Genomic DNA, 25,516 nt, shown 5'->3' on the forward strand with positions numbered 1-25,516 from the left:
GTAATCATCAAGCGCCATGAACCAGGTTCCGTTTCCTGAAAAGCTGATTCCGAGGCGCCCGGCCGATACGCTGCGTGCCTTGCAGTTTTTCACGGCCGCACAATTGCTGATCGGCATATCCGTTGCAGCCATGATCGGCTACGTGCTCGTCGTCATGTTCGGCCCGATCGCTCGCGGAGGAGACACCTACTATGCATTTTCGCGTCTGTACATCTGGACAGCCGCGCTTCGCGAGGGCGACTTACTGTCCACGTGGACACCCGTCGACGCGAACGGCTTCGGCTCGCCGGTTCCCTTTTTCTACAACAAGACTTTCAGTCTCGTTGGCGCGCCAATTTCGCTCGTGTCCGGTGACGTCATCATTGCCTACCGGCTTGCCGAATTGTTCTTCTCGGCGCTTCTGTTTGCCGGCGTTTACGCCTGCGCAAAACGCGTGACCACGGATCGCACCTCGTGCATCGTGATCTCGACATTGTCGCTGCTCGCGCCGTACATGATCGACCAGTCGATCTTCAACGGTAGCATGGCCGAGTTTTCGGGCATGGCGCTCGTGCCGTTCATCATCGCGCTCACACTGGACGCGTACCGTGAACGCCTCTCCTGCGCGCGCAGCGCCGCATTCTTTGCGCTTGTGCTTTTGCTGGCCCTCACGCACGTGCTCGTTTTTGCTATCGTGCTGGGCGTGCTCATGCCAGCGCTTCTCGTTCTCTTTGTCAGGTCGCCTTCGAAGGCATGGGTGCCACTGGCTCTCACGATCGTCGCGGCCGCGCTCTTCGCGACGGTCATTTACGTTCCGTTCAGCTATTGGAAGAATGACTTCTGTCCTGAGCAGGCGGCAATCTACAAGCAGCCAATCGCGAATCTGCTGATCAGTCCCCGGGACATTTTCTGGCGTTACTACCATTCGGTGTTTGGCTGGCCGTTTTTCGCGCTGGCGATCCTGATCCCGATCACTGCGGCCCGCTGGCGCCGGATCGAAGACAAGGGCGTTCGAACGGCATTTATCGTCGGCTGCGTCGTGCTGGTCATTCTGTTCATGATGACGCACCTCTCGCGACCGTTCTGGCTGATTTCCGGGCCGCTCGAGTTCATCCAGTTTCCGTATCGTCTGCTCTCGGTTGCGGTGCCGCTGTGCCTGATCGCGGTAGTTGGCATGATCGACCAGTTCACACTGCCTACGAGGCGCGCGCTGCAATTCGTACTCCTGTTTTCCGCGCTGTTCGTCACGGCGCGCTTGTTCGACCAATACTTGCAATACCACAAGATGCCCGCTCCCGAACTCCGCCGCGAAGCGCCGCCGGGTTCCACACACGGACCCGATGCAGGCGGCGAATTTCTTCCCGCGAATTATCGACCGCAACTCGCCACGCTAATCCTGGCAGAGAAGTCCCCGACCAGCTTTTTGCCGGCGCGGCGCCCGTTTGTCGAAGCGCGAGGCTGCTCGCACGATGACATTGCTCCCCCGGCGTATTTCGATCGGCTGGTTATTCACGCGAGCTGCCCGTCTGGCGGCACGTTGCGCGTGAATCAGTTCTCGACCGCGTTTCTGACCGCCGATGCGGTCGACGCTCAAGGCCGTACGCTCGTGCCCGTGAACGGCAATCCCGTCACAGTGAGCCAGGTCAGCGGTACTGAGCCGCGCTTCATCGATTTCTCGCTTCCCGCGGGCAACTGGACGGTTACGGTGAGAAAGCGCAGCTATCAGGAACTCGTCGAGCTCGCCTGGCGCGCGGAACTGGCCAGGCTGTCGCGCTAACGGAAAATAGAAAACGTACTGCGTGAGAACTTCACGCAGTACGCTTGCCCTCACTGTCCATTGAAATTCGAATATCCGGCGACCCGGTGCTTGCGCTCAATGAGCAGCGGTACCGGCGCCCGGCAGACAGGCGCGCCAAGCCTTCGAAGTGCGGACGATCGGCAGAATCTGCGAGAGCGCCCCGCGCTTCGCGAGATATAACGTCAGGTGACCAAAATAAATGACGAGAAACGCGGCAAAACGCAGCGGCGCACGCTCGATCACGCCATAGCGCTTCACGCCAATGTAAAGGCGCGCGGCTTCGCAGCATACCTGGTAGCGGGTCAGGCCCGTCGTGATCTTCGTCGCGTTGAGCACGCCGCCGCCCGGCATCGTGTCGAGCGAGCGCATGCCGGGCTCCAACTCGATCGTATAGCCGTGGCGCAACGCGCGCAGACACAGTTCGGCATCTTCGGTACCGAAGAAGATGTTCTCGTCCCAGAGATCGCGCGTGAAAAGCGCGAGCGGGAACATCGAGCAATGCATGTTCACGCATTGGGGCACCTCGCCGCGCGTGAAATAGCAGGCAAACGAGAGCCGCAGCGGCCAGCACTGGTGGAGATACGGGCCACTCGACGCTCCGCCTGTGAGAATCGTCAATGGTCGCCGCGCTTCGGGCAGCTTCAGCAGGTGCACCGACGCCTGCTCGAAGAAGTCCGCATCGACGAGCACGTCGTCGTCGACGAACGATACGTGACTGCAATAGGGCGCCTGTTCGAGGCAACGTTGCACCGCGTTGTTACGATTCGCGCAAACGCCGCGCCGCGGACCGGTCAGATAGACGACGCCCGGATGGGCGGCCACGGCCGCCTGATTCGCCGCGCGCACGGCTGGGTCCGGCGAATCGTCGCTGACGAATACGACCGCGGGCCGCAGCGTGCAGCGATCGAGATTGGCGAGGCAGGCTTCGAGGCGCTCGACGCGGTTCATCGTCGTGATGCAAACGGCGAATGCCGGCTGCGCTGCGGCGTCCCCGCCCGGCGCAGGTGCGATCTCATGTGGCGGCACTTCGGATGTGTTGGTATGTGTCGTCATTCTCGGCGCTCCTCGCGCGCAGGGGAAACGTGAATTCGCAGTGTGCCCGGCGTGGCCGCAGGCGCTGCACATTCGGCTGGCCGGTGCAACGTCCGCATACCTCTGGGCTCGATCGTAGAAGCGCGCGCAGACAGAGTCTGTACGCGCGCGCACCCTCTCGCGGACCCCGCGTTCCCCAGGGAAGACTCATGCGGATTTGTCTGCCTTGCCCCCGTTACCCGCGCGCGCGAGCAATGCCTTCATCCGCTCGAGATAGACATCGACCGAAAAGCGCTTCGCCACCTCGGCGCGCGCCTCGCGCACGAGTGCGCTCGCCATGGCGGGGGCACGGCGCACGGTTTCGATCGCATCGACAAGCGCCGCCGGATTGCCTGGCTGGACGAGCCAGCCGTTGCGCCCATGGTTGACGATCTCGGTCACGCCGCCCGCCGCCGATGCGATCACCGGACGGCCGGCCGCCATGCCCTCCACAATCACGCGGCCGAAGGGCTCCGGCTCCGTCGACGTATGCAGGATCACGTCCACGGCCTGCATCCACGCGGGCATGTCGTCGCGAAATCCGGCGAAGATCAGGCGGTCCTGCACGCCGAGCCGCGCGGCCTGTTCGTGAAGCGCCTTTTCGTACGCCTCTTCGCCGAACATCGCAGAGCCAACGAGTACGAGATGCAGGTCTGGCATGCGCGCAAGCGCTTCGAGCGCGATGTGCTGGCCCTTCCACGGCGCGAGCCGTCCGAACAGCCCGGCGAGATACACGTTCTCCGGCAGTCCGAACTGGCGGCGTAGCGCGCCCATATCCGGCGCATCGGCGCGGCTGAACGCTTCCAGATCGATTCCGTTATGCACGACCGGCACGTCTTCGGTCGCGCAATGCGCAAGCGTGACGAGCGAATCGGCCGAGGCGCGCGAGTTCGCGATCACGTGATCGACCGCGTAGCGCGTGAGCCAGCGCACCACGAGCCGCTGCAAAGGGCCGAAATGCTCGCTGGACATCACATCGTGCAAATACCAGACGATACGCTTGCGATGCAGCGGCTTGCCGAGCGCGCCCAGCACGAGCGCCTTTTGCGTGTTGAGAAAGAGGATGTCGAATGACTCTGCGTGACGCGCGATGGCGCGCACCTGGCGCACGATGCCGGGCAGCGCGCCGAGCCAGTTCAGACGCAGCGTGTCCTTGCGGATGCCCGATACGCTCGCTTCGCATGCGAGGCTCACCGGCACGCCGAGCGATTCGAGCCGCGTGCGAAAGGGGCCGTCCGAGAGCAGCAGCACTTCACGGCTCGCGCCCCATGTGGCCGCGAGCGGCATCAGTGAGAATTCCGCGCCGCCCAACTGACCGCTCTGGTCGACGAACAACACGCTGGGCGTGTTCGTGCGCGCGGTGGGCGGCACCGGGTCCGAGGAAACAGCAACGGGCGCGAGAGTATGCATGGCGACAGATCCACTCGGTTGATCGATGCCTCCCAGCGAGGCGCGTTACCGGGTATTTCCGGCCACATTATTCACGCGCCTCGCGCGAAGCAGTGTGGTCGCCCGCACTTACGAATCACGAAGGCGCCTCTACGCTATGCATGAATGCTGGTTTATGGATTTGCGCACGGCCAGAAAGCACCAGGCAGTACCAGAAACCACCAGGAACCAACGGGAAGCTCAGGAGGGGAGTCGCTGTCATGAAAGTGGCCATCGTGCATGACTGGCTCGTCGTTTCTGGCGGAGCCGAAAAAGTACTGCAACAAATCATCGAGTGTTTTCCCGATGCGGACCTGTTCAGTCTCGTGGACTTTCTCGAAGACCGCTCGGTCGTGCGCGGCAAACCCGTACAGACATCGTTCATCCAGCATCTGCCGTTCGCGCGGCGGCGCTATCGCGGCTACCTGCCGCTGATGCCGCTCGCCGTCGAGCAGTTCGATCTCGCCAGCTACGATCTCATCATCACGAGTTCGTATGCCGTCGCCAAGGGCGTGCTGGTCGGCCCCGACCAGACGCATGTGAGCTACGTGCATTCGCCCATTCGCTACGCGTGGGATCTCCAGCATCAATATTTGCGCGAGTCGCACCTCACGCGCGGCATGCGCTCGTGGGCCGCGCGCGCGCTCCTGCACTATCTACGCAACTGGGACTCGCGCTCGGCCAACAGCGTCGACCAGTTGCTGTGCAACTCGCACTTCGTCGCACGGCGCATCATGAAAACCTATCGGCGCGATGCCTGCGTCGTGGCACCGCCTGTCGACGTGCAGGGGTTCGAGTTGCGCGCCGATAAGGAAGACTTCTATCTGTGCGCTTCGCGCATGGTGCCGTACAAGCGTATCGATCTCATCGTCGAAGCCTTTGCGGCCATGCCGGAGCGCAAGCTCGTCGTGATCGGCGACGGACCGCACATGACGGAAGTGCGCGCGAAGGCCACGCCCAATGTGAGCATTCTCGGCTATCAACCGTTCGAAGTCCTTAGGGATCACATGCAGCGCGCGAAGGCCTTCGTGTTCGCCGCCGAGGAAGACTTCGGCATTGCCATTCTCGAAGCCCAGGCGTGCGGCACGCCCGTGATCTGCTACGGCAAGGGCGGCGTGCTCGAAACCGTCATACCGCTTGGCGAACCCGAGCCGACAGGCATCTACTTTCCCGAGCAGACTGCGCAGTCGCTGAGCACGGCGGTCATGGCGTTCGACCGCAGTATCGACAGCTTCACGCCTCAGGCCTGCCGCAAGAATGCCGAGCGTTTTTCGCCCGCGGTGTTCCGCCGTGCGTTCATGGTCGAAGTGATGAGAACCATCGCCGCACAAAGCGCGATTCGCGACACGCTGCACACTGAAGAAGACCTGCGTCTGAGTGTGCGCTAGCGCACGCAGCCCCATCTGCCTTTCTGGCGCGCCCGTGCGCAGCGCGGCGCGCGCCTGCCTTCGCCAACATCCCCAGCTTTCCAGCACGGTACCGACGTCGCTCCTCTCCTCTCCTCGCCATGCCGTCTTGCTTTGCATAGCTAAGCATCTTCCAGCTCCACACTGATGCACACCATTCAATTAGCTAACAGATAGCGGGGAAATCGCGGCAAAATGTAATGCCAACGTCAGTTGGGGTAAGTGCGGACGGGCACGCAGGCCAATTGATTCGCCACGAATAATAGCCAGCAGAAAAACCTACTTCTCGCTGGTAAAACTTTCATGTTCAAAGAAACGACACAGGCAACCCCGCCCATCCTGGCGCCGGGCATGCTCGCAAACGCGGAGGCGTACGGGGAGACACTTGGGCAAGCCCACGCGCGACAGGAAACAGCGAGCGTTCTGTTCGTCGACCAGAGCGGCCAACTGGGCGGCGCGGAGTTCTCGCTCATGCCGCTCGCGGCCACGTGGGGGGCGCGCCGCGAAGTGTTGCTGCTCTCCGACGGCCCCTTTCGCACGCGGCTCGAAGCGCTCGGCGTGCCGGTGAGCCTCGCGTGTGAGGCGAGCGTATCGGACATTCGCAAGGACACGCTGCGTCTGTCCTGGCTCGGCGCGCTGCCCGGCATCCTGCGCCAGGTGCGCGCCATCGCGCGCCACGCCGAAGGCTACGACATTCTCTTTCTCAACACGCAAAAGGCGCTCGTGCTCGGCGCGCTCGGCAAGCCGCTGCATCGCAAGCGGATCATCTGGCATCTACACGACATCATGTCGAGCGAGCATTTCGGCCCGCTGCAGCGGCTCATCGTGCGCTGGCTCACGCGCTACGCGGTCGATCACGTGATCGCGAACTCGCGCGCCTCGGCCGATTCGCTGATCGCGCTCGCGCACTGCGCGCCCGACGACGTGCCGGTCGTGCACAACGGCGTCGATCTCGAAGAGTTCCGCTGCAAGGACGCGCCGGACATGGCTGCCCTGCGCCAACAGTTTGGACTGCCGGAGAATGTGTATCTCGCGGGGCTGTTCGGACGTCTCGCGCCATGGAAGGGCCAGCACATTGCGCTCGAAGCGCTCGCGCGCATACCGGATCTGCATCTCGTGCTGGTCGGCTCGGCCCTCTTCGGCGAACAGGAGTATGTGAAATCGCTGCACAGCCAGGCCGCGCGGCTGGGCGTGCAGGACCGGCTGACCTTCGCAGGGTTTCGCGACGACATGCCCGCGTGGATGAAAGCCGTGGACGTGATCCTGCATACGTCGACCGAACCCGAGCCCTTCGGCCGCGTGATCATCGAGGGCATGGCGGCCGGCCGGCCCGTGATCGCGGCGGCGGCCGGCGGCGTGACCGAGATCGTGCGGCACCGGACAAATGGCTGGCTTGTGCCGCCACGCGACGTCACTGCGCTCGCGGATGCGATCGCCATCCTGCGCGCCGCCCCCGAACTCGCGGATCGCCTCGCAAACCAGGCGCTGGACGATGTTGCGCAGCGCTTTTCCGTGGAAGCCTATCTAGTGCAGATGAAAAAAATGATCGCAAACGTGTGTGAGTGAGCGCGCAAGCCATCGAACAAAGGGTATGAAGCGCACACAAGCGATCGCGCGTTGTGTGCCTCTGCTAACGGTTGGCGGATAACTGCGTGCCTATGATGGGATCATTTTCTCCTCCTTGCATCGTCCGCACACTATGAGCGTCGCTAAGCTCAGTTCCTGGGGCCACTACCCGTACGCGCCGCAGACAGGCCCCGCGCCTGGCTGGCGCGAGGGCGTGCAGGGCGTGCTGCGCGACACGGGCACGCGCTTCGGCACGACGCTGCCGTTCGGCAATGGGCGCAGCTACGGCGACAGCTGCCTCGCAGCGACCGATCACGTCGTCGCGCTGCGTGGCCTCGACCGCTTCATTGCCGCGGACTGGGAAAGCGGCGTCCTGCGCGCCGAGGCCGGGGTGACGCTGGGCGAAGTGCTCGCGCTTTCGGTGCCGCGCGGCTGGATGCTGCCGGTCACGCCCGGTACGCAATTCGTGACGCTGGGCGGTGCGGTGGCCAACGACGTGCATGGCAAGAACCACCACGTGCGCGGCACGTTCGGGCGACACGTCCATCGCTTTTCGCTGCTGCGCTCAGACCGTGAGCCGCTCGAGTGCGCGCCGGACGAAAACGCGGAACTGTACCGCGCGACGATCGGGGGCCTCGGGCTCACGGGCATCGTCGAGTGGGTCGAGCTGCAACTGCTACCTGTTGCTAGCAGCCGTCTCGCGACCGAGACGGTGCCCTTCGGCAACCTCGACGAATTCCTCGCCCTGTCGCACGAGCTCGACACGCAGCACGAGTACGGCGTGGCGTGGATCGACTGCCTGGGGCGCGGTGCGTCGCTTGGCCGGGGCATCTATGTTTGCGCCGATCACGCCACGGACCAGTGCTACGAGATGCCGAAACGGCGTGAGCGGCGCGTGCCGTTCGCGCTGCCGTGGTCGCCCGTGAACCGCTACACGCTGAAACTCTTCAATACGTTCTACTACCGGCGCGAGGCCGCAAAGGCCGGCGCCGGCGTCGTCGATTATGCGAGCTACTTCTACCCGCTCGACAGCATCCAGAACTGGAATCGTCTCTATGGGCGGCGTGGCTTCCAGCAGTATCAGCTCGTCGTGCCGGACGCCGCCGCGCGCGACGCGCTGCATGCGTTCCTGAGCACGATCGCATCGTCGAATGCCGGCTCGTTTCTCGCGGTGCTCAAGCGCTGCGGCCCGCTTGTCTCGCCGGGCCTCCTGTCGTTCCCGATGCAGGGCATTTCCCTCGCACTCGATTTCCCCCAGCACGACAGCCGCAACGCCGCGCTCTTCGCGCGGCTCGACGCGATCGTGCGCGAAGCGGGCGGCCGTCAGTATCCGGCCAAGGACGCCCATATGAGCGGCACGGATTTTCGTGCCGCCTACCCAGCATGGCAAACACTCGAACAACTGCGCGACCCCGCCTTGATGTCGCGCTTCTGGCAACGGACAACCCGGTAATGGACAAGAACATCCTGATCGTCGGCGGATCTTCCGCCATTGCAGTGGCCTGCGCACGCGAATGGGTCAAGCGCGGCGCGAACTTCATGCTGGCCGGCCGGCATCCCACCCGGCTCGACGCCGTCGCGCAGGACTTGCGCGTGCGCGGCGCGGGCCGGGTCGGCACGTTCGTGCTCGACGTCAACGACTTCGATCAGCATCGCGCGATGCTCGACGCGGCCGTGACCGAGCTTGGCCGCATCGACATCGTCCTGCTTGCGCACGGCACGCTCTCCGACCAGTCCGAGTGCGAGCGCGACCCGCAGGCGGCTGTGCGCGAGATCACCGTCAATGCGCTTTCCACGATCGCGCTCCTCACGCTGCTCGCCGGTGTGTTCGAAGCGCAAAAAAACGGCTCGATCGCGGTGATCTCGTCGGTCGCGGGCGACCGCGGACGGCCCTCGAATTACGTCTACGGCACCGCCAAGGCGGCCGTGACGACCTTCTGCGAGGGCCTGCGCGCACGTCTGTTCAAGTCGAACGTAAAAGTGCTGACGATCAAGCCCGGCTTCGTGAATACGCCGATGACGGCCGGCCTCGCGCTGCCGGGCCCCCTCGTCGCCTCCCCCGAGCGCGTGGCTGCCGATATCGTGCGCGCCGTGGAGCGCGGCAAGGACTTGATCTACACGCCGTGGTTCTGGGCCGAGATCATGCTCGTGATCCGCTCGCTGCCGGGCTTCGTGTTCAAGAGGATCTCGCTATGAGCAGCCCGGCAGCCAGCATGACGCTCACCCGCTCCAGGCTGGTGTTCTGGTACTCGGTGTTCGCCGCCATCTCGATCGGCGCGAATCTCGGCAGCCAGAGCCTCGCGTTTCATCTGTATCAGGGGCCCTATGCGGTGCCCATTTCGGTGTGCGTCGGCACCGCGGTCGGCCTCATCGTGAAGTATCTGCTCGACAAGGCCTGGATCTTTCGCTACGAGCACCGCAGCGTCGCGCACGGCATGCGCACGTTCGCGCTCTATGTCGCCATGGGGCTCGGCACGACCGTCGTTTTCTGGGTCGTGGAGTTCGGCGCGGACGCGCTCTTTCACGGCGAAACCGCCCGGCTCGCAGGCGGCGCGCTTGGTTTGGTGATCGGTTATGTCACGAAATACCACCTCGATAAGCGCTTCGTGTTCGCTTGAGCGCAGGCGCGGCGCCCGGTGGTGCGTTGCCGCACAGAGCCCGCGCGCCGCCGTCGCTACGATGGCTTCACGCTCCGGACCGCGCGCGCGACGCGTTTGCGCCTCGCTCCGGCCAATGCAGCAGCAGCCGGCGCCTCGACCGATACCGCGCCGGCACGGAGAGAAATAATGGCCACTCCCGCAGCCGACGCTGTCCCGCTTTGCGTGGACCTGGACGGGACGCTCACGCGCACCGACTTGCTGTTCGAAGCCTTCTTCGTCCTGTTCAAGCAGAACCCGCTGTCGATCTTCCTGTGCGTCGCGTGGGCGCTGCGCGGACGCGCTTATCTAAAAGAGCAGATCGCGCAGCGCGTGAGCATCGACGTGGGCGTGCTGCCCTACAACACCGAGCTCCTCGCGTGGCTGCGCAACGAGCGTTCGAACGGACGCGACCTGTATTTGTGCACGGCCACCAACCAGCGCCTCGCTTCGCAGATCGCCGCGCACATCGGCCTCTTCACCGGCGTGCTCGCGAGCACGGCCAGCAACAACCTGCTCGGCAAGAACAAGGCGCAGGCGCTCGTCGACCAGTTCGGCGATCACGGCTTCGACTATTGCGGCGACGCACGCGCCGACGTGCCCGTCTGGCAAAAGGCTCGCCAGGCGATCGTGGTGGGCGACAAGCACATTGCCGCCGTGGCGCGCAAGGCGAACGCGGCCACCATCTCGTTCGAGCAAAAACGCCAGTTGATCCCGCTCGTGCTCAAGGAAATGCGCGTGCATCAGTGGGTGAAGAACGTGCTGATCTTCGTGCCGCTCCTCACCGCGCACCGCTTCACGGACCTGCATGCGGTCATCGCCGCGTGCGTGGCGTTCGCGTCGTTCAGCCTGCTCGCGTCGTCCGTGTATCTGCTCAACGACATGCTCGATCTCGACGCCGATCGCCGCCACGCGCGCAAGCGCAGCCGGCCGTTTGCGTCGGGGCGGCTCACGCTGAAGTTCGGCATCGTGCTGACCATCGTGCTGCTCCTTGCCGGCGCGGGACTCGCCACACTGCTGCCGTGGAAATTCGGCGTCGTGCTGGCCGCATATTTCGCAGCCACGGTGGCCTACTCTTTCGCGCTCAAGCGCATGACGCTCGTCGACGTGTTCACGCTTGCATGCCTCTACACCGTGCGCGTGATCGCCGGCGGCACCGCCACGGGCATTCCGCTGTCGTACTGGCTGATTCTCTTCTCCGTGCCGATCTTCCTCTCGCTCGCCATGGTCAAGCGCTATGTCGAACTCGACATGATCCTGCGCGAAGGCAAAGCCGAAGCGGCCGGCCGCGGCTACATCACGCAGGACATGTCGATCCTGCGCTCGTTCGGCACGGCTTCGGCCTATCTCGCCGTGCTCGTGCTCGCCCTGTATATGAATACGCCCGAAATGCGGCAGCTGTACAAGCATCCGCAGGCGCTGTGGGCCACGTTCGCGCTCACGCTCTTCTGGGTGAGCCGGATCTGGATGTGTGCGTTCCGCGGCAACATGCACGACGACCCGATCGTATTCGCGTTCAAGGATCGCGCAAGCCTGAGCGTCCTCGCGCTGTGTGGCCTGAGCATGCTGATCGCCATCTAGCCGCGCGTCGTGCGCGGGTCGCGACGGGGCCCGCCGTACGCCGCCCCTCGCTGCCCTTCGTGCGGCGCGAGGCGCGCACCGATAAGCGAACCTTACCTATCGACTTCCGTTTTCGCGCGGCCGAACGCCCGCGCAAGCCGAGACGCGCCCGGATGAATCAAAAGACTGCTGCCTCGCAATGGCAATTCGCAAGCCGGCCGCTCGAGCATGCGCTCGTCGCGTTGCCGGCGATCCTGTGGGTACTGGCTGTGGCCCTCGCCAATCCCACGGGCGCCTTCCCGCTCAACGACGACTGGTCGTACGCGCAAACCGTGCACCGCCTGCTCGAGACCGGCCAGTTCCGCCCGCTCGGCTGGACCTCGATGACGCTGATTGGCCAGGTCCTGTGGGGCGCGCTCTTTTGCCTGCCCTCCGGCTTTTCGTTCGAATCCCTAAGGATTTCCACGCTGGTTGCCGGTGCACTGGGGCTGTTCGCGTTCGCCGCCTTGTTGCGCGCGCTAGGCTGCAGTCGACGCAGCATGACGCTCGCCACCCTCGCGCTCGGCTTCAATCCGCTCTACTTCGCGCTGTCGTTCACCTTCATGACCGACATCGGGTTCACCGCGCTCGCGCTGGGCTCGACCTTGAACTTTTGCCGGTATCTCACCGAGAGGCGAATGCGGCACCTGGCGCTGACGGTCGTGCTCTGCCTCGCCGCATTGTCGATACGGCAGACCGCGCTCTTTCTGCCGGCCGCGATGCTGCTCACGCTCGGCCTCGAACGCCGCCGCGACTTCGCCGCCATTGGCGTATCGCTGGGAATCGCCGTGGCGAGCGGCGCCTTTCTGTATGGCCTGCGCGCCTTTCTCGCCGCGCACGACGCGACGCCCGCGCTATACGACATGGCGTACGACACGCTCGCCACGCAAGTGGCCACGCCCGGCAGGCTGCTGCTGAGCGCCCTGCTGAAGCTGAGCGCGTTGGCCGCCTACCTCGGGTGGTTTCTGTTTCCCGTGCTGGCGTGGCGCCTGCCCCGAACTCTGCGCCGCGCCCGCCAGTGGGGCGTACGCCGTGCGGCATGGATTGCGGCCGGCGTTGCGGGCATCGCCATCTGGATCGCGATGATGTCGCTCGAGCGTAGCATGCCGGTCGCCGGGAACGTCATCGCAGCGACGGGCATTGGTCCTGTGCTGCTGAGCGACGGCCCGTACCCGGCCGCTTTCACCCTGCCGCATGCGTTCTGGGCCTTCGTCACGCTGCTTTCGGTTGCCGGCGCGATCATGCTCGTGCTCGAATTGTCGCTGGCATGCGCCGCGCTCTTCGCACCTCAACGCTCGAAGCTCGATGCTCGCGCTCGCGGTGTGCGCGTCTTCCTGTTGTCGTCGGTGGCGATCTATGTAGCGCCTTTCCTCGCGTCGCATTTCTACGACCGCTATCTGCTGCCTGCCAGCTTCCTGCTGCTTGCACTGCTCGTGATCGACGACCCGCGCAACCCGGCTCGCAAATGCGAACCGGTCGGCTCGCGCGCGGCGTCGTTCGCGGCTGTTGTCACGCTCGCCGCGATGGGGCTGTTCAGCGTGATGGCAACGCACGACTTCATGAGCCTGAATCGCGCGAGGTGGACGCTTCTCGACGACCTCACGGCTCGCGGCGTCGCTGCCGATCGCATCGACGGCGGCTTCGAGTTCAACGGCTTTTACCTATACGACCCGAACTATGTCGCGAAGCCGCAGCGCGGCTTCTGGTGGATCCACGACAATCAATACGTCGTCCGCTTCACGCCTTTGCCGGGATATCGCGAAGTGAACCGCGCCGAGTTCGCCAGGTGGCTTGCGCCGCGCGAGCCCAGCGTGCTGCTGCTCGAGCGCGACGAGGCGAATTAACGCCGCCCGTCGACCGACAGCGGCGCCTGGGAAGGCAAGCTGGCGCGAGCGGCGCTGCGCCGTGCGGACATCTTGCGCAGCACGCCCATCGCCGGGCGCTCCACGAGCAAGTGGAAGGCATACGCAAGCGCGAGCGCGATGAGGAAGAAACCCATCGACCAGAAAATGCTCACCGGCTTGATCGAATGAAAGCGCCAGGAGACCAGCGCGACGCAGACCGGAATATGCACGATATAGAGCGAATAGCTGAATTCGCCGACTTTCTCCAGCGCCCGCATGGCCAGCGAGCGGCTCGCAGGCGCATGGAGCATCCATTCGAGGAACGGCGCGAATGCGAGCGCCCAGAGCTGGAATTGCGCGTACTGCGTCGGCGCCGCGCAGCCCAGCACGAGCATGAGTGGCGCCACGACGGCGACCACGCGGTCATTCAGGCGCACGCCCCGCACTTCGCGCTCGGCGATCCACGCGCCGAGATACCATGACGCCCAATACGACGTGAACACGATGACGCCGCGCCGCTCCAGCAGTGCGTACGAAACGGCGCCCAGCACGACCAGCCCCGCGAGCGTCCAGTTCGAGCCGATTCGCCGGCGCACGGCGAACAGCAACGGATAGAGCGCATAGAACTGGATTTCCAGCGACAACGTCCAGAGCGCGCCGTTCGAGCCATAGGTTGGCGCGGTGACGCCCTGGAGGGCGAGCAGGTTGCCCGCGAAGGCACTCAAACCGACATCGCCAAGACGGTCGTTATGCGGCCAGAAGTTGGCGCTGAAACTGTCGAGCGCGAAAGTCAGCAGTAGCGCGAAGAACAGCACGGGATAGATGCGGATGAAGCGACGCAACAGGAAATCGCCTGCATCGAGCCGATAGAGCGGATTGCGCGCGAGCCGCGCCGCATGGCCGCGATGAATGCAATAGCCGCTGATCACGAAGAAAATCGGCACGCCAATCGAGCCCCAGACGAACGGAATCGTCAGGTACGCCAGCGCGGTATCGAGCGAGAAATGTGAATAGTGGCCCGCCACGAAGTGCCGGATGCCTATCCACGCAATCACACGGCAATGGAAATACGCGACGATTATCGCCGCGATACCGCGCATGGCCTCGACATTGCGAGTGCTGTCGCCGTGCCCGCTCTTCATGTTCTCGCTCTTTGCTTAAATGTCACGACGCATGCTCCCGACCCGGCGCCGGCGCCCATGCCCGTCGTGTAGCGATGCGAGTCGAAGCCGCGCCCTGTGCGGAGGCGTCCCGCGTCGACGCAAGCGGCAGCGTGTTTGCCGGAGGTGTCTGTGATTTAAGCAAAGCGGCACCAAATCCACTGTGCGCGGGCATACACACCCCGGGCGCGGCCCGGCGCCCTCACAGGCAAACGGCAGGAGCAGTAACGGAAAAGCGGCGTAAAAGCTACAGGGAAGCGGCTCACCCGGGCACCACACGCCGCCTTTGTATAATCGCGCATTCCTCCTTCCGGTCGCGGTTTCCTTTCATGCTCAGTTTTGCCCTCGGCTTTCTCGTTTCACTGCTGGTCACGCTGCTGATCGTGCGTTACGCGCATCTGCATGAAAGGTTCTCCGTCGACTCCGATCTCGCCGGCGTGCAGAAATTTCACGTGCGTCCGGTGCCGCGCATCGGCGGGACGGGCATCCTCGCGGGACTCATCGTGGCGGCTGCGCAGTTGCACGGGGCGTATCCGGCCGTCTCGGGCGGCATACTCGGCATCGTCGCGTGCGGGCTGCCCGCGTTCGCCTCGGGGCTGATCGAAGACCTCACCAAGCGCGTCTCGCCGCTTGCGCGCCTCATCTGCACGATGGCCGCCGCCGCGCTCGCGTTCTGGTTCCTCGGCATCGCGGTCACGCGCATCAGCGTGCCGCCGCTCGACTTTCTGCTTTCCTACGCGGCGATTTCCTTCGTCATCACCGTGCTCGCGGTCGCGGCGCTGGCCAACGCGATCAACATCATCGACGGCTTCAACGGCCTCGCCTCGATGGTCGCGTTCATGATGTTCGCCTCGCTCGCCTACGTGGCATTCCAGGTCCACGACCCGGTTGTGCTCTCCGCGTCGTTCATCATGATGGGCGCGGTGCTGGGCTTCTTCATGTGGAATTTCCCGGCCGGCCTGATCTTCCTTGGCGACGGCGGCGCGTATTTCATCGGTTTCATGCTCGCCGAGTTGTCGATCCTGCTCGTCATGCGCAACCGCGACGTGTCGGCCTGGTATCCGGTGCTGCTCTTCATGTATCCGATCTTCGAGACCTGCTTCTCGATCTACCGGAAGAAGTTCGTGCGCGGCATGTCGCCCGGCATTCCCGACGGCGTGCACCTGCACATGCTTGTCTACAAGCGGCTCATGCGCTGGGTCGTGGGCGCGCGCAACGCACGCGAACTCACGCGGCGCAATTCGTTCACTTCGCCCTACCTGTGGCTGCTCTGCCTGATCGCCGTGATTCCCGCCACGCTGTTCTGGCGCCACACGCTGCACCTGTTCTGCTTCGTCGTGCTGTTCGCGCTCACCTATGTGTGGCTCTACGTGAGCATCGTGCGCTTTCGCTCGCCCAAGTGGCTCGTCGTGCGTAAAACGCGCAGACGCTGAAAACGGCTTTGCGGCTCGGCTGCGCAGCCTGGGCGCATGTGGCCCCGCTTCGCGCGTAAAATCGAAAAGAAAGGCGGCGCGCATGTCTCATGCCCGCCGCCTCGTTCATTCGATGTCTACTCGACACTCGGTCGATTCAGGGAGAACCGATATGAGCCGTTATCTCGCCTTTGCGCTTGCATTGTTCGCCGTGACGCTCGCCGCCTGCAATACCATCGCAGGCGCTGGCGAGGACATTTCGAAGGGCGGTCAAGCCATCACCAACACGGCTGACAAGGTCAAATAAGCCGCTTGCGGATGCATCGCGGTGCGAGCACCTGCTCACGCCGCCGCGCCTTCGCGCAGGCGTGCGACCTCCGCCTCCAGTTCGCGCACGCGCGCCTCGCGTTGCGCCGCGGCCTCCTCCAGTTCGCGGATGCGCGCCTCGCGCTCGTCTAGCGCCGATTTCACGTCCGCCGCCTCGAAGCGCCGCGGAATGTGCTGTGGGCAGTTCATGTCCCATGCGTGTACCGTGAACACGATCACCCGCTCGGCGCGCGCCTTGTAGCCTGCGGGCATCAGTTCCGCGAGCAGCGCGGGGTCTTCCACCACCCGCGCACGGCCCCAGATCTTCACGCGCCGCCGCCGCGCATAGTCGATGACAAACAGATGCGCTTTCGGGTTATCGGCGAGGTTGCCGAGCGTGATGTACTGCTGATTGCCGATGAAATCGGCAAAGGCGATGGTGTGCTCGTCCACCACGTGCAGAAAGCCCGCCGGGCCGCCGCGATGCTGGATGTACGGCTGCCCTTCAGTATTCGCGGTGCCGAGGAACACGCTCGTCTGCGCGCCGATGAATGCCTGAATCTCGGGCGTGAGCGCCACGCCCCAGGCGTGCTCGCGCTCCACGCGCGCATAGAGTTCGCGGGAACCCAGGCGCTCCTGCATCGCCTTGACCGTCGGTGTGAAGGCGACGTCGCTCGGATATCGGAGGATGCGATCGGCGTTCGAGGCGTTCGAGGCGTTCGGGCTCATGTCGGACTCCTGTGCAGCGCGCTGCGGAGTTTAAAGACTAGGTTCTTCCGCCAGAAAAGATAATCCACCAGCAGCGAGAATCATCCTCCCGAATTCCGGAAGGGCAAGCGGCCAGCGGGCACGCGGCTCGCTGTCCCGACGCTTCGCGCCCCGCGCGGACGCCAGCGGCGCGCAAACAGCGCGCAAACGAGCGCGGCGGCACTTCCCGCCCGGTGCGGCCCGAAGCGCGCTACCCTTGGTGTTCACGCCGCGTGGCGCGAGTCCACTCAACCGCCCGGCGGCCATCTGCGCCAGGCGCCATGGCAGGGAGTCGAACATGTCGAAAACGATCTGGATTGTCGTCGCCAACCGTGTGACCGCGCGCATTTTCGCCGCAGAAAGCCCGCTGGGCGCCATCGACGAGATCGAGACGCTGCTGCATCTGCAGGGCCGCATGCTGGATGAGAACCTCGTGACCGACAAACCGGGGCGCACCACCGATCGCGTCGGCTCCGGGCGCAGCGCGACCGATCCCGACACCAGTCAGCACGAACATGAAGCCACCGTGTTCGCGGCTCAGATCGCGACGACGCTCACTAAGGCCCGCAACGACGCGCGCTACGGCACGCTCGTGCTCGCCGCGCCTCCCGCGTTCCTTGGCGCGCTGCGCAAGGCGATCGACGCGCAAACGCGCAGCCTCGTCACGCTCGAGCTCGACAAGGATCTCGCGGCACTCGACGCGCGTGCGCTACGCGCGCGTCTGCCTGAACGGCTCGTGAGGGCGGAGGCGTGAGCTAGCCCATATGGAACGCGCGGGTCGATATCCGGCGGGGTGCGTGAGGATTGCCCCGCTCACCCCGCCAGATGCGCGACGCACGCGCGCACGACGCCGATGACGTTCTCGCCCGCCAGCATGCCGAGCAGCCCGACGAGTGCGATGGTCGGCGGCGCAGGCGATTTCACCTGCAGCACGTTGTAGAGCAGCCCCGCGAGCGCGCCGACCGCGAACGACACCAGATACCCCTTCATCTTCATCTCCCGTTCGTCGTTCGGCGCTCACGCCATGTCGATCACGACGCGCCCGGGCGTGCCCGCGGCGACGGCCTCGTAGGCTTCGCGTGCGCGCGCGAGCGGAAAGTGCGCGGCCACCACGGGCGGCTCGAACTGGCCCGCGTCGAACGCTTCGGCGATCGCGCGCATGAGCGGCGCGGATTCGGCCACGCCGAGCTTCGCGCTATCGGCGCCGAGCAGCTGCGTCTCGTTGTGATAGAAGTCGATCAGGTCGAACTCCACGCGCCGCTTGCCCGTTGCGCTGATTTCGACCACACGGCCACGGCGCTTCGCAAGCGAGAGCGCCAGTTCGAACGCCACGCCGCCCACGGCGTCGTAGACCACATCCGCGCCTGCGCCGCCCGTGAGTTCGCGCACGCGTTCGGCCGTGTGCTCGTCCATGGGCACGAAAGCGTCGATGAGCCGCTGGGCCGGCGAACCGGCAAGCGGCGCCTCGCGGCCCACGCCGATCACGCGCGCGCCACGCGCCTTCGCGATCTGCGTGACCGCACCGCCCACACCGCCCGACACGCCGATCACGGCGATCGTTTCGCCCCCGGCCAGGCGCGCGTAATCGACGGTGCCAAGCCACGCCACGACGAAGTTCACGCCAATAGACGCGGCCTGCGCGTGCGAGAGCGCTGCGGGCTTGCGCGCGAGCGCGGCCACAGGCACCTCGATGAACTCGGCGTGCGTGCCGTCGCGCGTGAAGCCGATGTCACCGCCCGTGCCCCAGACCTCGGCGCCGAGCCACGCTTCGGGGCCCGCCACCACCACGCCGCTGAAGTCGCGCCCCGGCACGCGCGGCGGCACGGTGTGCTCGAAATGGCCGGAGACGTTCTTCACGTCGCTCGGGTTGACCGAGGCGGCGCGCACCTGCACGAGCGCGCTGTCGGCATTGGGCGCCGGCGTAGGCAGATCGACGTATTCGAGCACTTCGGGCTTGCCGAAGGTCTTGAACTGGATGGCTTTCATGGCGGGACTCCGTGAGTTCAGGGGCGCCGCGCCTTTCCTTGCGTCTGAGGCGGCAGCGCATTGAACGGAAGTCTAGTTTGCCGGCATCCCGCTGAGTGGACAGATGCTTTCGAATTTCGGACAAGCGCGACAGCGGCTTGCCCATGCAAAAAGGCCCGCCAATGTGGGGCGGGCCTATTCTCCTCGCTCGCTCAGCGTGCCGACGGCGGAAACGGGAGCGACAAGCGCGAGATCAACCGGCTGAATGGCACTGCCGGTTCTCGTAAAGCACCCAGTCGCCGCTCTTTTGTGCCACGGTCAGCGGGCAAAGCGGGTTAGCCAGCAATGCGTGCGGCAGCACACCCGAGGTGCGGACAAAGAAGTACCGGTACTGGTCTCCGTGGTCGGTTTTCCAGTCGAACGTGTCCGGCAGCCAGGCGAGCCGGTCGGCCGACATCGACAGCGAGCGCCGTTCACGATACCGCACGGCTTGCGCCAGGGAATCCGCGAAATTGTAGTCAACCAGACCTTGCTTGTCGGCCTGATACCAGGCTGCGTAGTGCATGTAGGCAAGCGGATTCCCTGCGGCGGGACTGACAGGGTCCATGGTGAGGATGAGCGCGCGTTGCGCGGGTTCCGCTGCGGCGAGCACCGTTTCGAACGACGCGCTTTCCTTCGCGAAGTCCAGCAGACTCTTGGTCTGAACGCCAAAAAATACGAGGCAAACAAGGGCGAGGACGCCCTGGCCGGCGAGATTGCGGCGGCGCCGTGCGTGGGTCTCGTCGCAAGCTGGCTCGCGGCGAACGAATATGAATGCGTAGAACGGCAGCACATACAACGCAAAGCGTTCGTACAGGAGATGCGTGCTCATGCCGCTGCTCGGCACGAAACACCACATTGCGAGCAGCACGCCCAACGGCACGAACGCGGCCGGCTCCCTCCGGTTCAGACGCAGGTCGAGCAGATGCACCGCCGCGAGCACAAGGAGCGTCGCGATGATCATCGGCCATCGATGTGCGAACCCTGCGCCCCACGTCGACATGAGAATCGAGGCGACACGGTGAACGATCTGCCCCTGCAATAAACTCGGCACGTCCGATTCATACGCCGATTGCGCGTTGTGATTCACGGCGACGTAGACCGCGCACAGCAGCAAAAGACCTGTGTACGGCACGAGCGCCAGCACGGTTTTTGACAGCTTGCGCCCACGGCCACGCATGAGGACGAACGTGCCGCCAATGGCATTGGCAACCAGAAAGACCAGTCCGTGCGCAAAGAACAGAGCCGCTCCGGCAAGAAACAGCCAGCAGGACGTCGATCGAGAGGGCCGGTCAGCATGGCGCAGCGCCAACAGCAGATAAAGCAGCCCGAGCGGCGTTGCCACCACGAACGTGTAAAAACCCCATTGCCAGGCCAGCCCGAAGAAGCCCGGCACGAACAGCCAGTCGAGCCGCGCGTCGCCATCGAAACGCCGGCGCAGCAGCACGCAGGCGAATACGAACGTGTAGTAGCTCAGCGTCAACACCAGTTTGACCGCCGCACCGACAGACATGACGAGCGTGAACGGCAACGCGAACAGATAGCCGATCAGGTAGGGCGTAAACAGGTTGATCCGCATCAATTGATGCCAGGGCGACTTACCGAGCACCAGGTCGTGCAGCATCGCGACCTGCGCTGCATGTTGCGGGAGGTCGACCAGCGGAGGCCTGGGCGCGACCCAGAACAGCAAACCGCCATAGACCACCGTAGCGACGAACAGGACCCGCAGCGTCAGTACGCGGCGAGCGAGACCGATCAGCGGGAGTTGGCGCGGCAACGAAGCTGTGTTCATCGAAACCCTCTCGATTCCTTGGAATGCTGGCGTGCCCGGCAGGCGGAGCGGTCAGGACAACGCTTGCTCGATGTGCCGCTGGTGCCGGCGACGCCCTCAGGCAGGACAAACACGCGCCGGCCCGTGACGTGAACACGCCGTTTGGTGCAGTTTGGCGCTGGTTGCACGCGAAATACTAGGGCAACGCCTACGTACACTAAGTACGCGAACGAACATACCCGCGTGTATCGGCTGAAGGCCGCCCGCCGCGCCGCGATGGCGGAACAGGTGGGGCGACGCAGCCTGGGCTGAAGAGAGGAGCCGGTCCGATCACAACCGGCGCAAGTTGGTCACCGCTGCGAAGGCAGTGAGACATGGACTTCGGATTGCGGCAAGTCAGAGGAGCGCTTTGCCGTCCAATACGCTGCCGATTGACAGTCGGTGGACGGCGGCATGTATCGCACGCGAAACCGCTTCTCAAAGCGCGTCGAGCGGAATCTTCAGATAACGCACGCCGTTGGCTTCGGGCTCCGGCATGCGGCCCGCGCGGATGTTCACCTGGATCGACGGCAGGATCAGGTTCGGCATGGCGAGCGTGCGGTCGCGCGCGGTGCGCATCTGCACGAACGCCTCCTCGCTCACGGTCTCGTTCAGGTGAATGTTGCCGCTGCGCTGCGCGCTCACCGTGGTCTCGAAGCACGGTCCGCGCGAAGCGGGCGGATAGTCGTGGCACATGAAAAGGCGCGTGTCGCCCGGCAGGTCGAGCAGCTTGCGCGCCGAGCGATAGAGCGTGTGCGCGTCGCCGCCCGGGAAGTCGCAGCGCGCCGAGCCTACGTCGGGCATGAAGAGCGTGTCGCCCACGAACACGGCGTTGCCGATCTGGTAAGCGAGGTCGGCGGGCGTGTGGCCGGGCACGTGCAGCGCGCGCGCCGCTAAAGCGCCGACCTGGAAAGTCTCGCCGTCCCGGAAAAGCACGTCGAACTGACTGCCATCCGGGCTGAGGGTCTCGCCCAGATTGAACACCGCGCGAAACACGCCCTGCACCGCGCGAATATGCTCGCCAATCGCAATGCGCCCGCCCAACTGCGCCTTCAGATACGGCGCCGCCGAGAGATGATCGGCGTGCGCGTGCGTCTCCAGCAGCCACTCGACGCGAAGCCCGTATTCGCGCACGAACGCGATCACACGCTCGGCCGATTCCGTGGAGGTGCGGCCCGATTTAGGATCGTAGTCGAGCACCGGGTCGACGATCGCGCAGGCCGAGCCGCGCCCGGCGTGCACGACGTAGGTGACCGTAGCCGTGGCGGGGTCGAAAAACGGCTCGACTTTGGGTTCGGGTGTGTGTAGCTGCGCTGGGTTGGACATCAACGGCTCCGCAAAAGTGACCCTCTATTGAAACATATATTATGAATTTATATAATGTTTTTAGACAAAGTATAATGCGACGGATCGCCGTTTAACCTCGTCCATCGAGGCGACAAATGAACTCACCACTCACTCCCGAAGCGCTTGCGGCCCTGCGCGAATCCGCCGAAAAGTGCTGCGCGCTGCTCAAGGCGCTTGCCCACGAAGACCGCCTCCTGCTGCTTTGCCAGCTCACCGAGGGCGAGCGCAACGTTGGCGAGCTCGAGGAGCTGGTGGGCGTGCATCAGCCGAGCCTTTCGCAGCATCTCGGCAAGCTGCGCGACGAAGGCCTCGTCGATACGCGCCGCGAAGGCAAATACATCTACTACCGCCTCGCGAGCCCCGAGGTCATCCAGGTCATGCAGACGCTGTCGAGCCTCTATTGCGGGCGGCTGAAGGTCCATCCGGCATGAGCCTCGATCTCGCCCACTTCACGCCCTACGCCTCGTTCGCGGGCGGCCTGATGATCGGCGCGGCCGCCGCGCTCTTCGTGCTCGTGAACGGCCGCATCGCCGGTATCAGCGGCTTGCTGGGCGGCTTGTTGAGCAGATCGCTGCCGGGCTCGGGCGGCGAGCGCGGCGTGAATGCCGCGTTCGTCATCGGGCTCGTGGCCGCGCCGTTGCTGTGGCGGCTGCGCGCGGCGCTGCCGGCAATGCAAATCGATGCGTCCGTGCTCACGCTCGTCGTGGCGGGCCTGCTGGTCGGCGTCGGCACGCGTTACGGGTCGGGCTGCACGAGCGGCCACGGCGTGTGCGGGATCGCGCGCGGTTCGCGGCGCTCGTTCGTCGCCACGGGCGTGTTCATGGCGGCGGGCTTCGCCACCGTGTTCGCCGTGCGTCATCTGATCGGAGGCTGAGATGCGAAAACTCAGCGCGTTTGCGTGCGGTTTGCTGTTCGGCATCGGCTTGCTCGTCTCGGGCATGGCCAATCCGGCCAAGGTGCTCGGTTTTCTCGACCTCGCCGGGCACTGGGACCCGTCGCTTGCCTTCGTGATGGCGGGCGCCATCGCGCTCGCCGCGCCCGCCTTCTGGCTCGCGCGCACGCGAACATCAAGCCTCGTCGGCGCGCCGATTCAGTTGCCCACGTCGCGGCGCATCGATGGCCGGCTGATCGGCGGCGCCTTGCTGTTCGGCGCGGGCTGGGGGCTCGCGGGCTTCTGCCCTGGCCCAGCGCTCGTCGCGGCGGGCGGCGGCCAGCCGCGCGCCTGGCTCTTCGTCGCCGCCATGCTCGCGGGCATGGCGATTTACGCCGCGCTGGAGCAGCGCCGCCGTTCGCAAGAAACCACAAAAACCACATTAAGCAGCACTAAACCGCACTAAGCTGCGCCAGCCTCGGGACCAAAATTACATGCAAATCACGCAACACAACGCGCGCTTCGCAAGCGCCGACCAGATCACGCCCGACGACCTCGTCGCCATCCACGCGGCGGGTTATCGCTCGATCATCAGCAACCGGCCCGATGGCGAAGGTGGTGACTCGCAACCCACGTCGCAGGCGCTGCGCGCCGCAGCGTCGCAACTCGGCCTGCAGTTCGCCTATCTGCCGGTGAAGCCCGGCCAGATCACCGCCGACGCCGTCGCGCAGTTCGCCCAGTTGCTCGTCGACCTGCCAGGCCCCGTGCTCGCGTACTGCCGCAGCGGCAATCGCGCCACGAGCCTCTATCAGCTCGCGCAGCAAGGCGCGCCTGCGCCGGTGCCAGCGGCCGCGCAAAGCGCGAATGCCGCGCGCGCCGCGACAGCGGCCTGCGCGTGGGAGGGCGAGACCTGGGACGTCGTGGTGATCGGCGGCGGCACGGCGGGCATCGCCGTCACCGCGAGCCTGCTGCGCCGCCAGCCGAACCTGAAGATCGCCATCGTCGAGCCGAGCGATCACCACGACTATCAGCCAGCCTGGACGCTGGTCGGCGGCGGCGCCTACGACGTGACGAAAACGCGCCGACCCATGGCGAGTGTCATGCCCGCCGGCGTGAAGTGGTATCGCGCGGCCGCCACACGCGTAGAGCCGGACGCGAACGTCGTGCAACTCGACAGCGGCGTGCGCGTGGCCTACCGCCAGCTCATCGTGGCGCCGGGACTGCGGCTCGCGTGGGAGCGCATTGCGGGCCTCACGGAAACGCTCGGCAAGAACGGCGTGACCTCGAACTATCGCTATGACCTCGCGCCCTACACCTGGCAGCTCGTGCAGCAGTTGAAGGGCGGCACCGCCCTCTTCAGCCAGCCCGGCATGCCGATCAAGTGCGCCGGTGCGCCGCAAAAAGCCATGTACCTCGCGTGCGACCACTGGCGCCGTCAGGGCGTGCTCGGCAAGATCAACGTGGAATTCAATCTCGCGGGCGCCGTGCTATTCGGCGTGGCGACCTTCGTGCCGCCGCTCATGGAGTACGTGAAGCGCTACAACGCGAATCTCGCGTTCTCGTCGAATCTCGTCGCCGTGGACGGTCCGGCGCGTCTCGCCACGTTCGAAGTGAAGGATGCGAACGGCAACGTCACGCGTGTGGAGAAGCGCTTCGACATGCTGCACGCCGTGCCGCCGCAGGTCGCACCCGACTTCATTCGCGACAGCCTGCTTGCAGATGAAGCCGGCTGGTGCGAAGTGGATCACGCCACGCTCCAGCATCCGCGCTATGCGAACGTGTTCTCACTCGGCGACGTGTGCTCCGCGCCGAACGCCAAGACCGGCGCGGCCGCGCGCAAGCAGGCCGTGATCGTGGCCGAGAATCTGCTCGCCGCACGCGCAGGCGCGCCGCTCGCATACCGCTACGATGGTTACGGCTCGTGTCCGCTCACCGTGGAGAAGGGCAAGGTCGTGCTGGCCGAGTTCGGTTATGGCGGACGCCTCTTGCCCACCTTCCCGCTCGACCCCACACGGCCGCGCCGCCTCATGTGGCTGCTGAAGGCCAGCGTGCTGCCGAGCTTCTACTGGTGGGGCATGCTCAAGGGCCGCGAGTGGCTCACGCGGGCTTCGCGCGGTTGATGAAGCTCAAGGGCTAAGGCGCTCAAGCACTTAGCCCTCGAAATCGAGCCCGCCGAGCAGTACCTCGGGCTCGCCCTGCGTGCGCGAAGCAAACTCGACAGGCCGCGCCGACTCCCATGCCGCCAGCTTGCGCCCCATCGCTTCGAGGTAGTGCTCGAAGCGCGCTTCGCCGCCGGGCTCCATGAGGCGCTCGATCTCCTCGGTGTCCCAGGTCAGCGAGACGTTCAGCGCATACCCATACGGATGCCGGAGCTCGTTCGCGACGCCGCGCAGGCGCACGCGCGTGGGATGGCCGTGCCCTGCGTTGGGCACGACATCGACGTGCACCGAAGGGCCGAATTGTTTCGCCAGCTTCGCCGCAATGCGCGGTGCGAATTCTTCTTCGAACCGGCGAACGGCTTCGATACTCATG

Annotated in this window: 24 protein-coding genes; 15 read left to right on the top strand and 9 right to left on the bottom strand. The window is 65.0% G+C overall.

Annotation, left to right across the window (positions count from 1 at the left end):
- The first annotated feature begins 16 nt into the window (after positions 1–16).
- Positions 17–1,756, top strand: a complete 1,740-nt coding sequence (locus JMY28_RS01730) for a 6-pyruvoyl-tetrahydropterin synthase-related protein (protein WP_201693993.1) — start codon at positions 17–19, stop codon at positions 1,754–1,756.
- A gap of 96 nt (positions 1,757–1,852) precedes the next feature.
- On the opposite strand, the gene JMY28_RS01735 is transcribed toward JMY28_RS01730, so the two are convergent.
- Both JMY28_RS01735 and JMY28_RS01740 read right to left on the bottom strand, forming a co-directional pair.
- Positions 1,853–2,830: a glycosyltransferase family 2 protein gene (locus JMY28_RS01735; protein WP_201693994.1), complete on the bottom strand. Its 978-nt coding sequence runs from the start codon at positions 2,828–2,830 to the stop codon at positions 1,853–1,855.
- 186 nt (positions 2,831–3,016) lie between these two features.
- A complete protein-coding gene (locus JMY28_RS01740; protein ID WP_201693996.1) occupies positions 3,017–4,258 on the bottom strand; it encodes a glycosyltransferase family 4 protein in 1,242 nt (413 codons plus the stop codon).
- A gap of 239 nt (positions 4,259–4,497) precedes the next feature.
- Between JMY28_RS01740 and JMY28_RS01745 the strand changes: the two genes are divergently transcribed.
- From JMY28_RS01745 to JMY28_RS01775, 7 genes are all read left to right on the top strand, one after another.
- On the top strand, positions 4,498–5,664 hold the full coding sequence (locus JMY28_RS01745) for a glycosyltransferase family 4 protein (protein ID WP_201693998.1): 1,167 nt from the start codon (positions 4,498–4,500) through the stop codon (positions 5,662–5,664).
- 321 nt (positions 5,665–5,985) lie between these two features.
- Positions 5,986–7,248 carry a glycosyltransferase family 4 protein gene (locus tag JMY28_RS01750; RefSeq protein WP_201694000.1) on the top strand — a complete coding sequence of 421 codons (1,263 nt, stop codon included), beginning with the start codon at positions 5,986–5,988 and terminating at the stop codon, positions 7,246–7,248.
- 133 nt (positions 7,249–7,381) lie between these two features.
- On the top strand, positions 7,382–8,701 hold the full coding sequence (locus JMY28_RS01755) for an FAD-binding oxidoreductase (protein WP_201694002.1): 1,320 nt from the start codon (positions 7,382–7,384) through the stop codon (positions 8,699–8,701).
- Positions 8,701–9,444, top strand: a complete 744-nt coding sequence (locus tag JMY28_RS01760; protein ID WP_201694004.1) for an SDR family oxidoreductase — start codon at positions 8,701–8,703, stop codon at positions 9,442–9,444. The genes JMY28_RS01755 and JMY28_RS01760 overlap by 1 nt, the downstream gene beginning before the upstream one ends.
- Complete coding sequence (locus tag JMY28_RS01765) at positions 9,441–9,866, top strand: GtrA family protein (protein WP_201694006.1); 426 nt, start codon at positions 9,441–9,443, stop codon at positions 9,864–9,866. Before JMY28_RS01760 ends, JMY28_RS01765 begins: the two co-directional genes overlap by 4 nt.
- A 168-nt stretch (positions 9,867–10,034) precedes the next feature.
- Positions 10,035–11,465, top strand: coding sequence for a UbiA family prenyltransferase (locus tag JMY28_RS01770; protein WP_201694008.1), 1,431 nt, complete (start codon positions 10,035–10,037; stop codon positions 11,463–11,465).
- A 152-nt stretch (positions 11,466–11,617) separates the two neighbouring features.
- Positions 11,618–13,327: a glycosyltransferase family 39 protein gene (locus JMY28_RS01775; protein ID WP_201694010.1), complete on the top strand. Its 1,710-nt coding sequence runs from the start codon at positions 11,618–11,620 to the stop codon at positions 13,325–13,327.
- On the opposite strand, the gene JMY28_RS01780 is transcribed toward JMY28_RS01775, so the two are convergent.
- Positions 13,324–14,469, bottom strand: coding sequence for an acyltransferase family protein (locus JMY28_RS01780; protein WP_201694011.1), 1,146 nt, complete (start codon positions 14,467–14,469; stop codon positions 13,324–13,326). The two genes, JMY28_RS01775 and JMY28_RS01780, sit on opposite strands and share 4 nt — an antisense overlap.
- 347 nt (positions 14,470–14,816) lie before the next feature.
- Here JMY28_RS01780 and JMY28_RS01785 point away from each other — a divergent pair, with 347 nt between their 5' ends.
- Both JMY28_RS01785 and JMY28_RS01790 read left to right on the top strand, forming a co-directional pair.
- Positions 14,817–15,920: an MraY family glycosyltransferase gene (locus JMY28_RS01785; protein ID WP_201694012.1), complete on the top strand. Its 1,104-nt coding sequence runs from the start codon at positions 14,817–14,819 to the stop codon at positions 15,918–15,920.
- 151 nt (positions 15,921–16,071) lie between these two features.
- Entirely contained in the window at positions 16,072–16,206 is a 135-nt protein-coding gene (locus tag JMY28_RS01790; RefSeq protein WP_201694013.1) for an entericidin A/B family lipoprotein, read from the top strand.
- Between the two features lie 35 nt (positions 16,207–16,241).
- Here the strand turns inward: JMY28_RS01790 and JMY28_RS01795 are convergent, their stop codons facing one another.
- A complete protein-coding gene (locus JMY28_RS01795; protein ID WP_201694014.1) occupies positions 16,242–16,934 on the bottom strand; it encodes a pyridoxamine 5'-phosphate oxidase family protein in 693 nt (230 codons plus the stop codon).
- Between the two features lie 316 nt (positions 16,935–17,250).
- Between JMY28_RS01795 and JMY28_RS01800 the strand changes: the two genes are divergently transcribed.
- On the top strand, positions 17,251–17,706 hold the full coding sequence (locus JMY28_RS01800) for a host attachment protein (RefSeq protein ID WP_201694015.1): 456 nt from the start codon (positions 17,251–17,253) through the stop codon (positions 17,704–17,706).
- A gap of 59 nt (positions 17,707–17,765) precedes the next feature.
- Here JMY28_RS01800 and JMY28_RS01805 read toward each other — a convergent pair whose 3' ends face one another.
- The 4 genes from JMY28_RS01805 to JMY28_RS01820 form a co-directional block, all read right to left on the bottom strand.
- On the bottom strand, positions 17,766–17,942 hold the full coding sequence (locus JMY28_RS01805; protein ID WP_035512139.1) for a DUF1427 family protein: 177 nt from the start codon (positions 17,940–17,942) through the stop codon (positions 17,766–17,768).
- Between the two features lie 27 nt (positions 17,943–17,969).
- Entirely contained in the window at positions 17,970–18,938 is a 969-nt protein-coding gene (locus JMY28_RS01810; protein WP_201694016.1) for a quinone oxidoreductase family protein, read from the bottom strand.
- Between the two features lie 232 nt (positions 18,939–19,170).
- On the bottom strand, positions 19,171–20,748 hold the full coding sequence (locus JMY28_RS01815) for a hypothetical protein (RefSeq protein WP_201694018.1): 1,578 nt from the start codon (positions 20,746–20,748) through the stop codon (positions 19,171–19,173).
- A 456-nt stretch (positions 20,749–21,204) separates the two neighbouring features.
- On the bottom strand, positions 21,205–22,092 hold the full coding sequence (locus JMY28_RS01820; RefSeq protein WP_201694020.1) for an MBL fold metallo-hydrolase: 888 nt from the start codon (positions 22,090–22,092) through the stop codon (positions 21,205–21,207).
- A 116-nt stretch (positions 22,093–22,208) separates the two neighbouring features.
- Between JMY28_RS01820 and JMY28_RS01825 the strand changes: the two genes are divergently transcribed.
- The 4 genes from JMY28_RS01825 to JMY28_RS01840 are packed head-to-tail and all read left to right on the top strand — an operon-like array spanning position 22,209 to position 25,104.
- Complete coding sequence (locus JMY28_RS01825; RefSeq protein WP_028202089.1) at positions 22,209–22,544, top strand: ArsR/SmtB family transcription factor; 336 nt, start codon at positions 22,209–22,211, stop codon at positions 22,542–22,544.
- On the top strand, positions 22,541–22,987 hold the full coding sequence (locus JMY28_RS01830) for a YeeE/YedE family protein (protein ID WP_201694021.1): 447 nt from the start codon (positions 22,541–22,543) through the stop codon (positions 22,985–22,987). Before JMY28_RS01825 ends, JMY28_RS01830 begins: the two co-directional genes overlap by 4 nt.
- Position 22,988: 1 nt before the next feature.
- A complete protein-coding gene (locus JMY28_RS01835) occupies positions 22,989–23,450 on the top strand; it encodes a DUF6691 family protein (RefSeq protein ID WP_201694024.1) in 462 nt (153 codons plus the stop codon).
- Positions 23,451–23,478: 28 nt separating this feature from the next.
- Positions 23,479–25,104 carry a bifunctional protein tyrosine phosphatase family protein/NAD(P)/FAD-dependent oxidoreductase gene (locus JMY28_RS01840; RefSeq protein ID WP_201694031.1) on the top strand — a complete coding sequence of 542 codons (1,626 nt, stop codon included), beginning with the start codon at positions 23,479–23,481 and terminating at the stop codon, positions 25,102–25,104.
- 30 nt (positions 25,105–25,134) lie between these two features.
- On the opposite strand, the gene JMY28_RS01845 is transcribed toward JMY28_RS01840, so the two are convergent.
- Positions 25,135–25,515 carry a DUF5594 family protein gene (locus JMY28_RS01845; RefSeq protein WP_201694038.1) on the bottom strand — a complete coding sequence of 127 codons (381 nt, stop codon included), beginning with the start codon at positions 25,513–25,515 and terminating at the stop codon, positions 25,135–25,137.
- Position 25,516: the final 1 nt, after the last annotated feature.

Origin of the sequence: Paraburkholderia hiiakae (assembly GCF_904848665.1) — a bacterium.
GTDB classification, from domain to species: domain Bacteria; phylum Pseudomonadota; class Gammaproteobacteria; order Burkholderiales; family Burkholderiaceae; genus Paraburkholderia; species Paraburkholderia hiiakae.

Excerpts from the sequence above, each read along its gene's own strand:
- JMY28_RS01780 (WP_201694011.1), bottom strand. The coding sequence starts at position 14,469 with ATGAAGAGCGGGCACGGCGACAGCACTCGCAATGTCGAGGCCATGCGC.
- JMY28_RS01745 (WP_201693998.1), top strand. The coding sequence starts at position 4,498 with ATGAAAGTGGCCATCGTGCATGACTGGCTCGTCGTTTCTGGCGGAGCC.
- JMY28_RS01805 (WP_035512139.1), bottom strand. The coding sequence starts at position 17,942 with ATGAAGGGGTATCTGGTGTCGTTCGCGGTCGGCGCGCTCGCGGGGCTG.
- JMY28_RS01775 (WP_201694010.1), top strand. The coding sequence starts at position 11,618 with ATGAATCAAAAGACTGCTGCCTCGCAATGGCAATTCGCAAGCCGGCCG.
- JMY28_RS01830 (WP_201694021.1), top strand. The coding sequence starts at position 22,541 with ATGAGCCTCGATCTCGCCCACTTCACGCCCTACGCCTCGTTCGCGGGC.
- JMY28_RS01760 (WP_201694004.1), top strand. The coding sequence starts at position 8,701 with ATGGACAAGAACATCCTGATCGTCGGCGGATCTTCCGCCATTGCAGTG.
- JMY28_RS01835 (WP_201694024.1), top strand. The coding sequence starts at position 22,989 with ATGCGAAAACTCAGCGCGTTTGCGTGCGGTTTGCTGTTCGGCATCGGC.
- JMY28_RS01825 (WP_028202089.1), top strand. The coding sequence starts at position 22,209 with ATGAACTCACCACTCACTCCCGAAGCGCTTGCGGCCCTGCGCGAATCC.
- JMY28_RS01815 (WP_201694018.1), bottom strand. The coding sequence starts at position 20,748 with ATGAACACAGCTTCGTTGCCGCGCCAACTCCCGCTGATCGGTCTCGCT.
- JMY28_RS01845 (WP_201694038.1), bottom strand. The coding sequence starts at position 25,515 with ATGAGTATCGAAGCCGTTCGCCGGTTCGAAGAAGAATTCGCACCGCGC.
- JMY28_RS01735 (WP_201693994.1), bottom strand. The coding sequence starts at position 2,830 with ATGACGACACATACCAACACATCCGAAGTGCCGCCACATGAGATCGCA.
- JMY28_RS01840 (WP_201694031.1), top strand. The coding sequence starts at position 23,479 with ATGCAAATCACGCAACACAACGCGCGCTTCGCAAGCGCCGACCAGATC.
- JMY28_RS01770 (WP_201694008.1), top strand. The coding sequence starts at position 10,035 with ATGGCCACTCCCGCAGCCGACGCTGTCCCGCTTTGCGTGGACCTGGAC.
- JMY28_RS01750 (WP_201694000.1), top strand. The coding sequence starts at position 5,986 with ATGTTCAAAGAAACGACACAGGCAACCCCGCCCATCCTGGCGCCGGGC.
- JMY28_RS01800 (WP_201694015.1), top strand. The coding sequence starts at position 17,251 with ATGTCGAAAACGATCTGGATTGTCGTCGCCAACCGTGTGACCGCGCGC.
- JMY28_RS01810 (WP_201694016.1), bottom strand. The coding sequence starts at position 18,938 with ATGAAAGCCATCCAGTTCAAGACCTTCGGCAAGCCCGAAGTGCTCGAA.
- JMY28_RS01730 (WP_201693993.1), top strand. The coding sequence starts at position 17 with ATGAACCAGGTTCCGTTTCCTGAAAAGCTGATTCCGAGGCGCCCGGCC.
- JMY28_RS01740 (WP_201693996.1), bottom strand. The coding sequence starts at position 4,258 with ATGCATACTCTCGCGCCCGTTGCTGTTTCCTCGGACCCGGTGCCGCCC.
- JMY28_RS01765 (WP_201694006.1), top strand. The coding sequence starts at position 9,441 with ATGAGCAGCCCGGCAGCCAGCATGACGCTCACCCGCTCCAGGCTGGTG.
- JMY28_RS01785 (WP_201694012.1), top strand. The coding sequence starts at position 14,817 with ATGCTCAGTTTTGCCCTCGGCTTTCTCGTTTCACTGCTGGTCACGCTG.
- JMY28_RS01795 (WP_201694014.1), bottom strand. The coding sequence starts at position 16,934 with ATGAGCCCGAACGCCTCGAACGCCTCGAACGCCGATCGCATCCTCCGA.
- JMY28_RS01820 (WP_201694020.1), bottom strand. The coding sequence starts at position 22,092 with ATGTCCAACCCAGCGCAGCTACACACACCCGAACCCAAAGTCGAGCCG.
- JMY28_RS01790 (WP_201694013.1), top strand. The coding sequence starts at position 16,072 with ATGAGCCGTTATCTCGCCTTTGCGCTTGCATTGTTCGCCGTGACGCTC.
- JMY28_RS01755 (WP_201694002.1), top strand. The coding sequence starts at position 7,382 with ATGAGCGTCGCTAAGCTCAGTTCCTGGGGCCACTACCCGTACGCGCCG.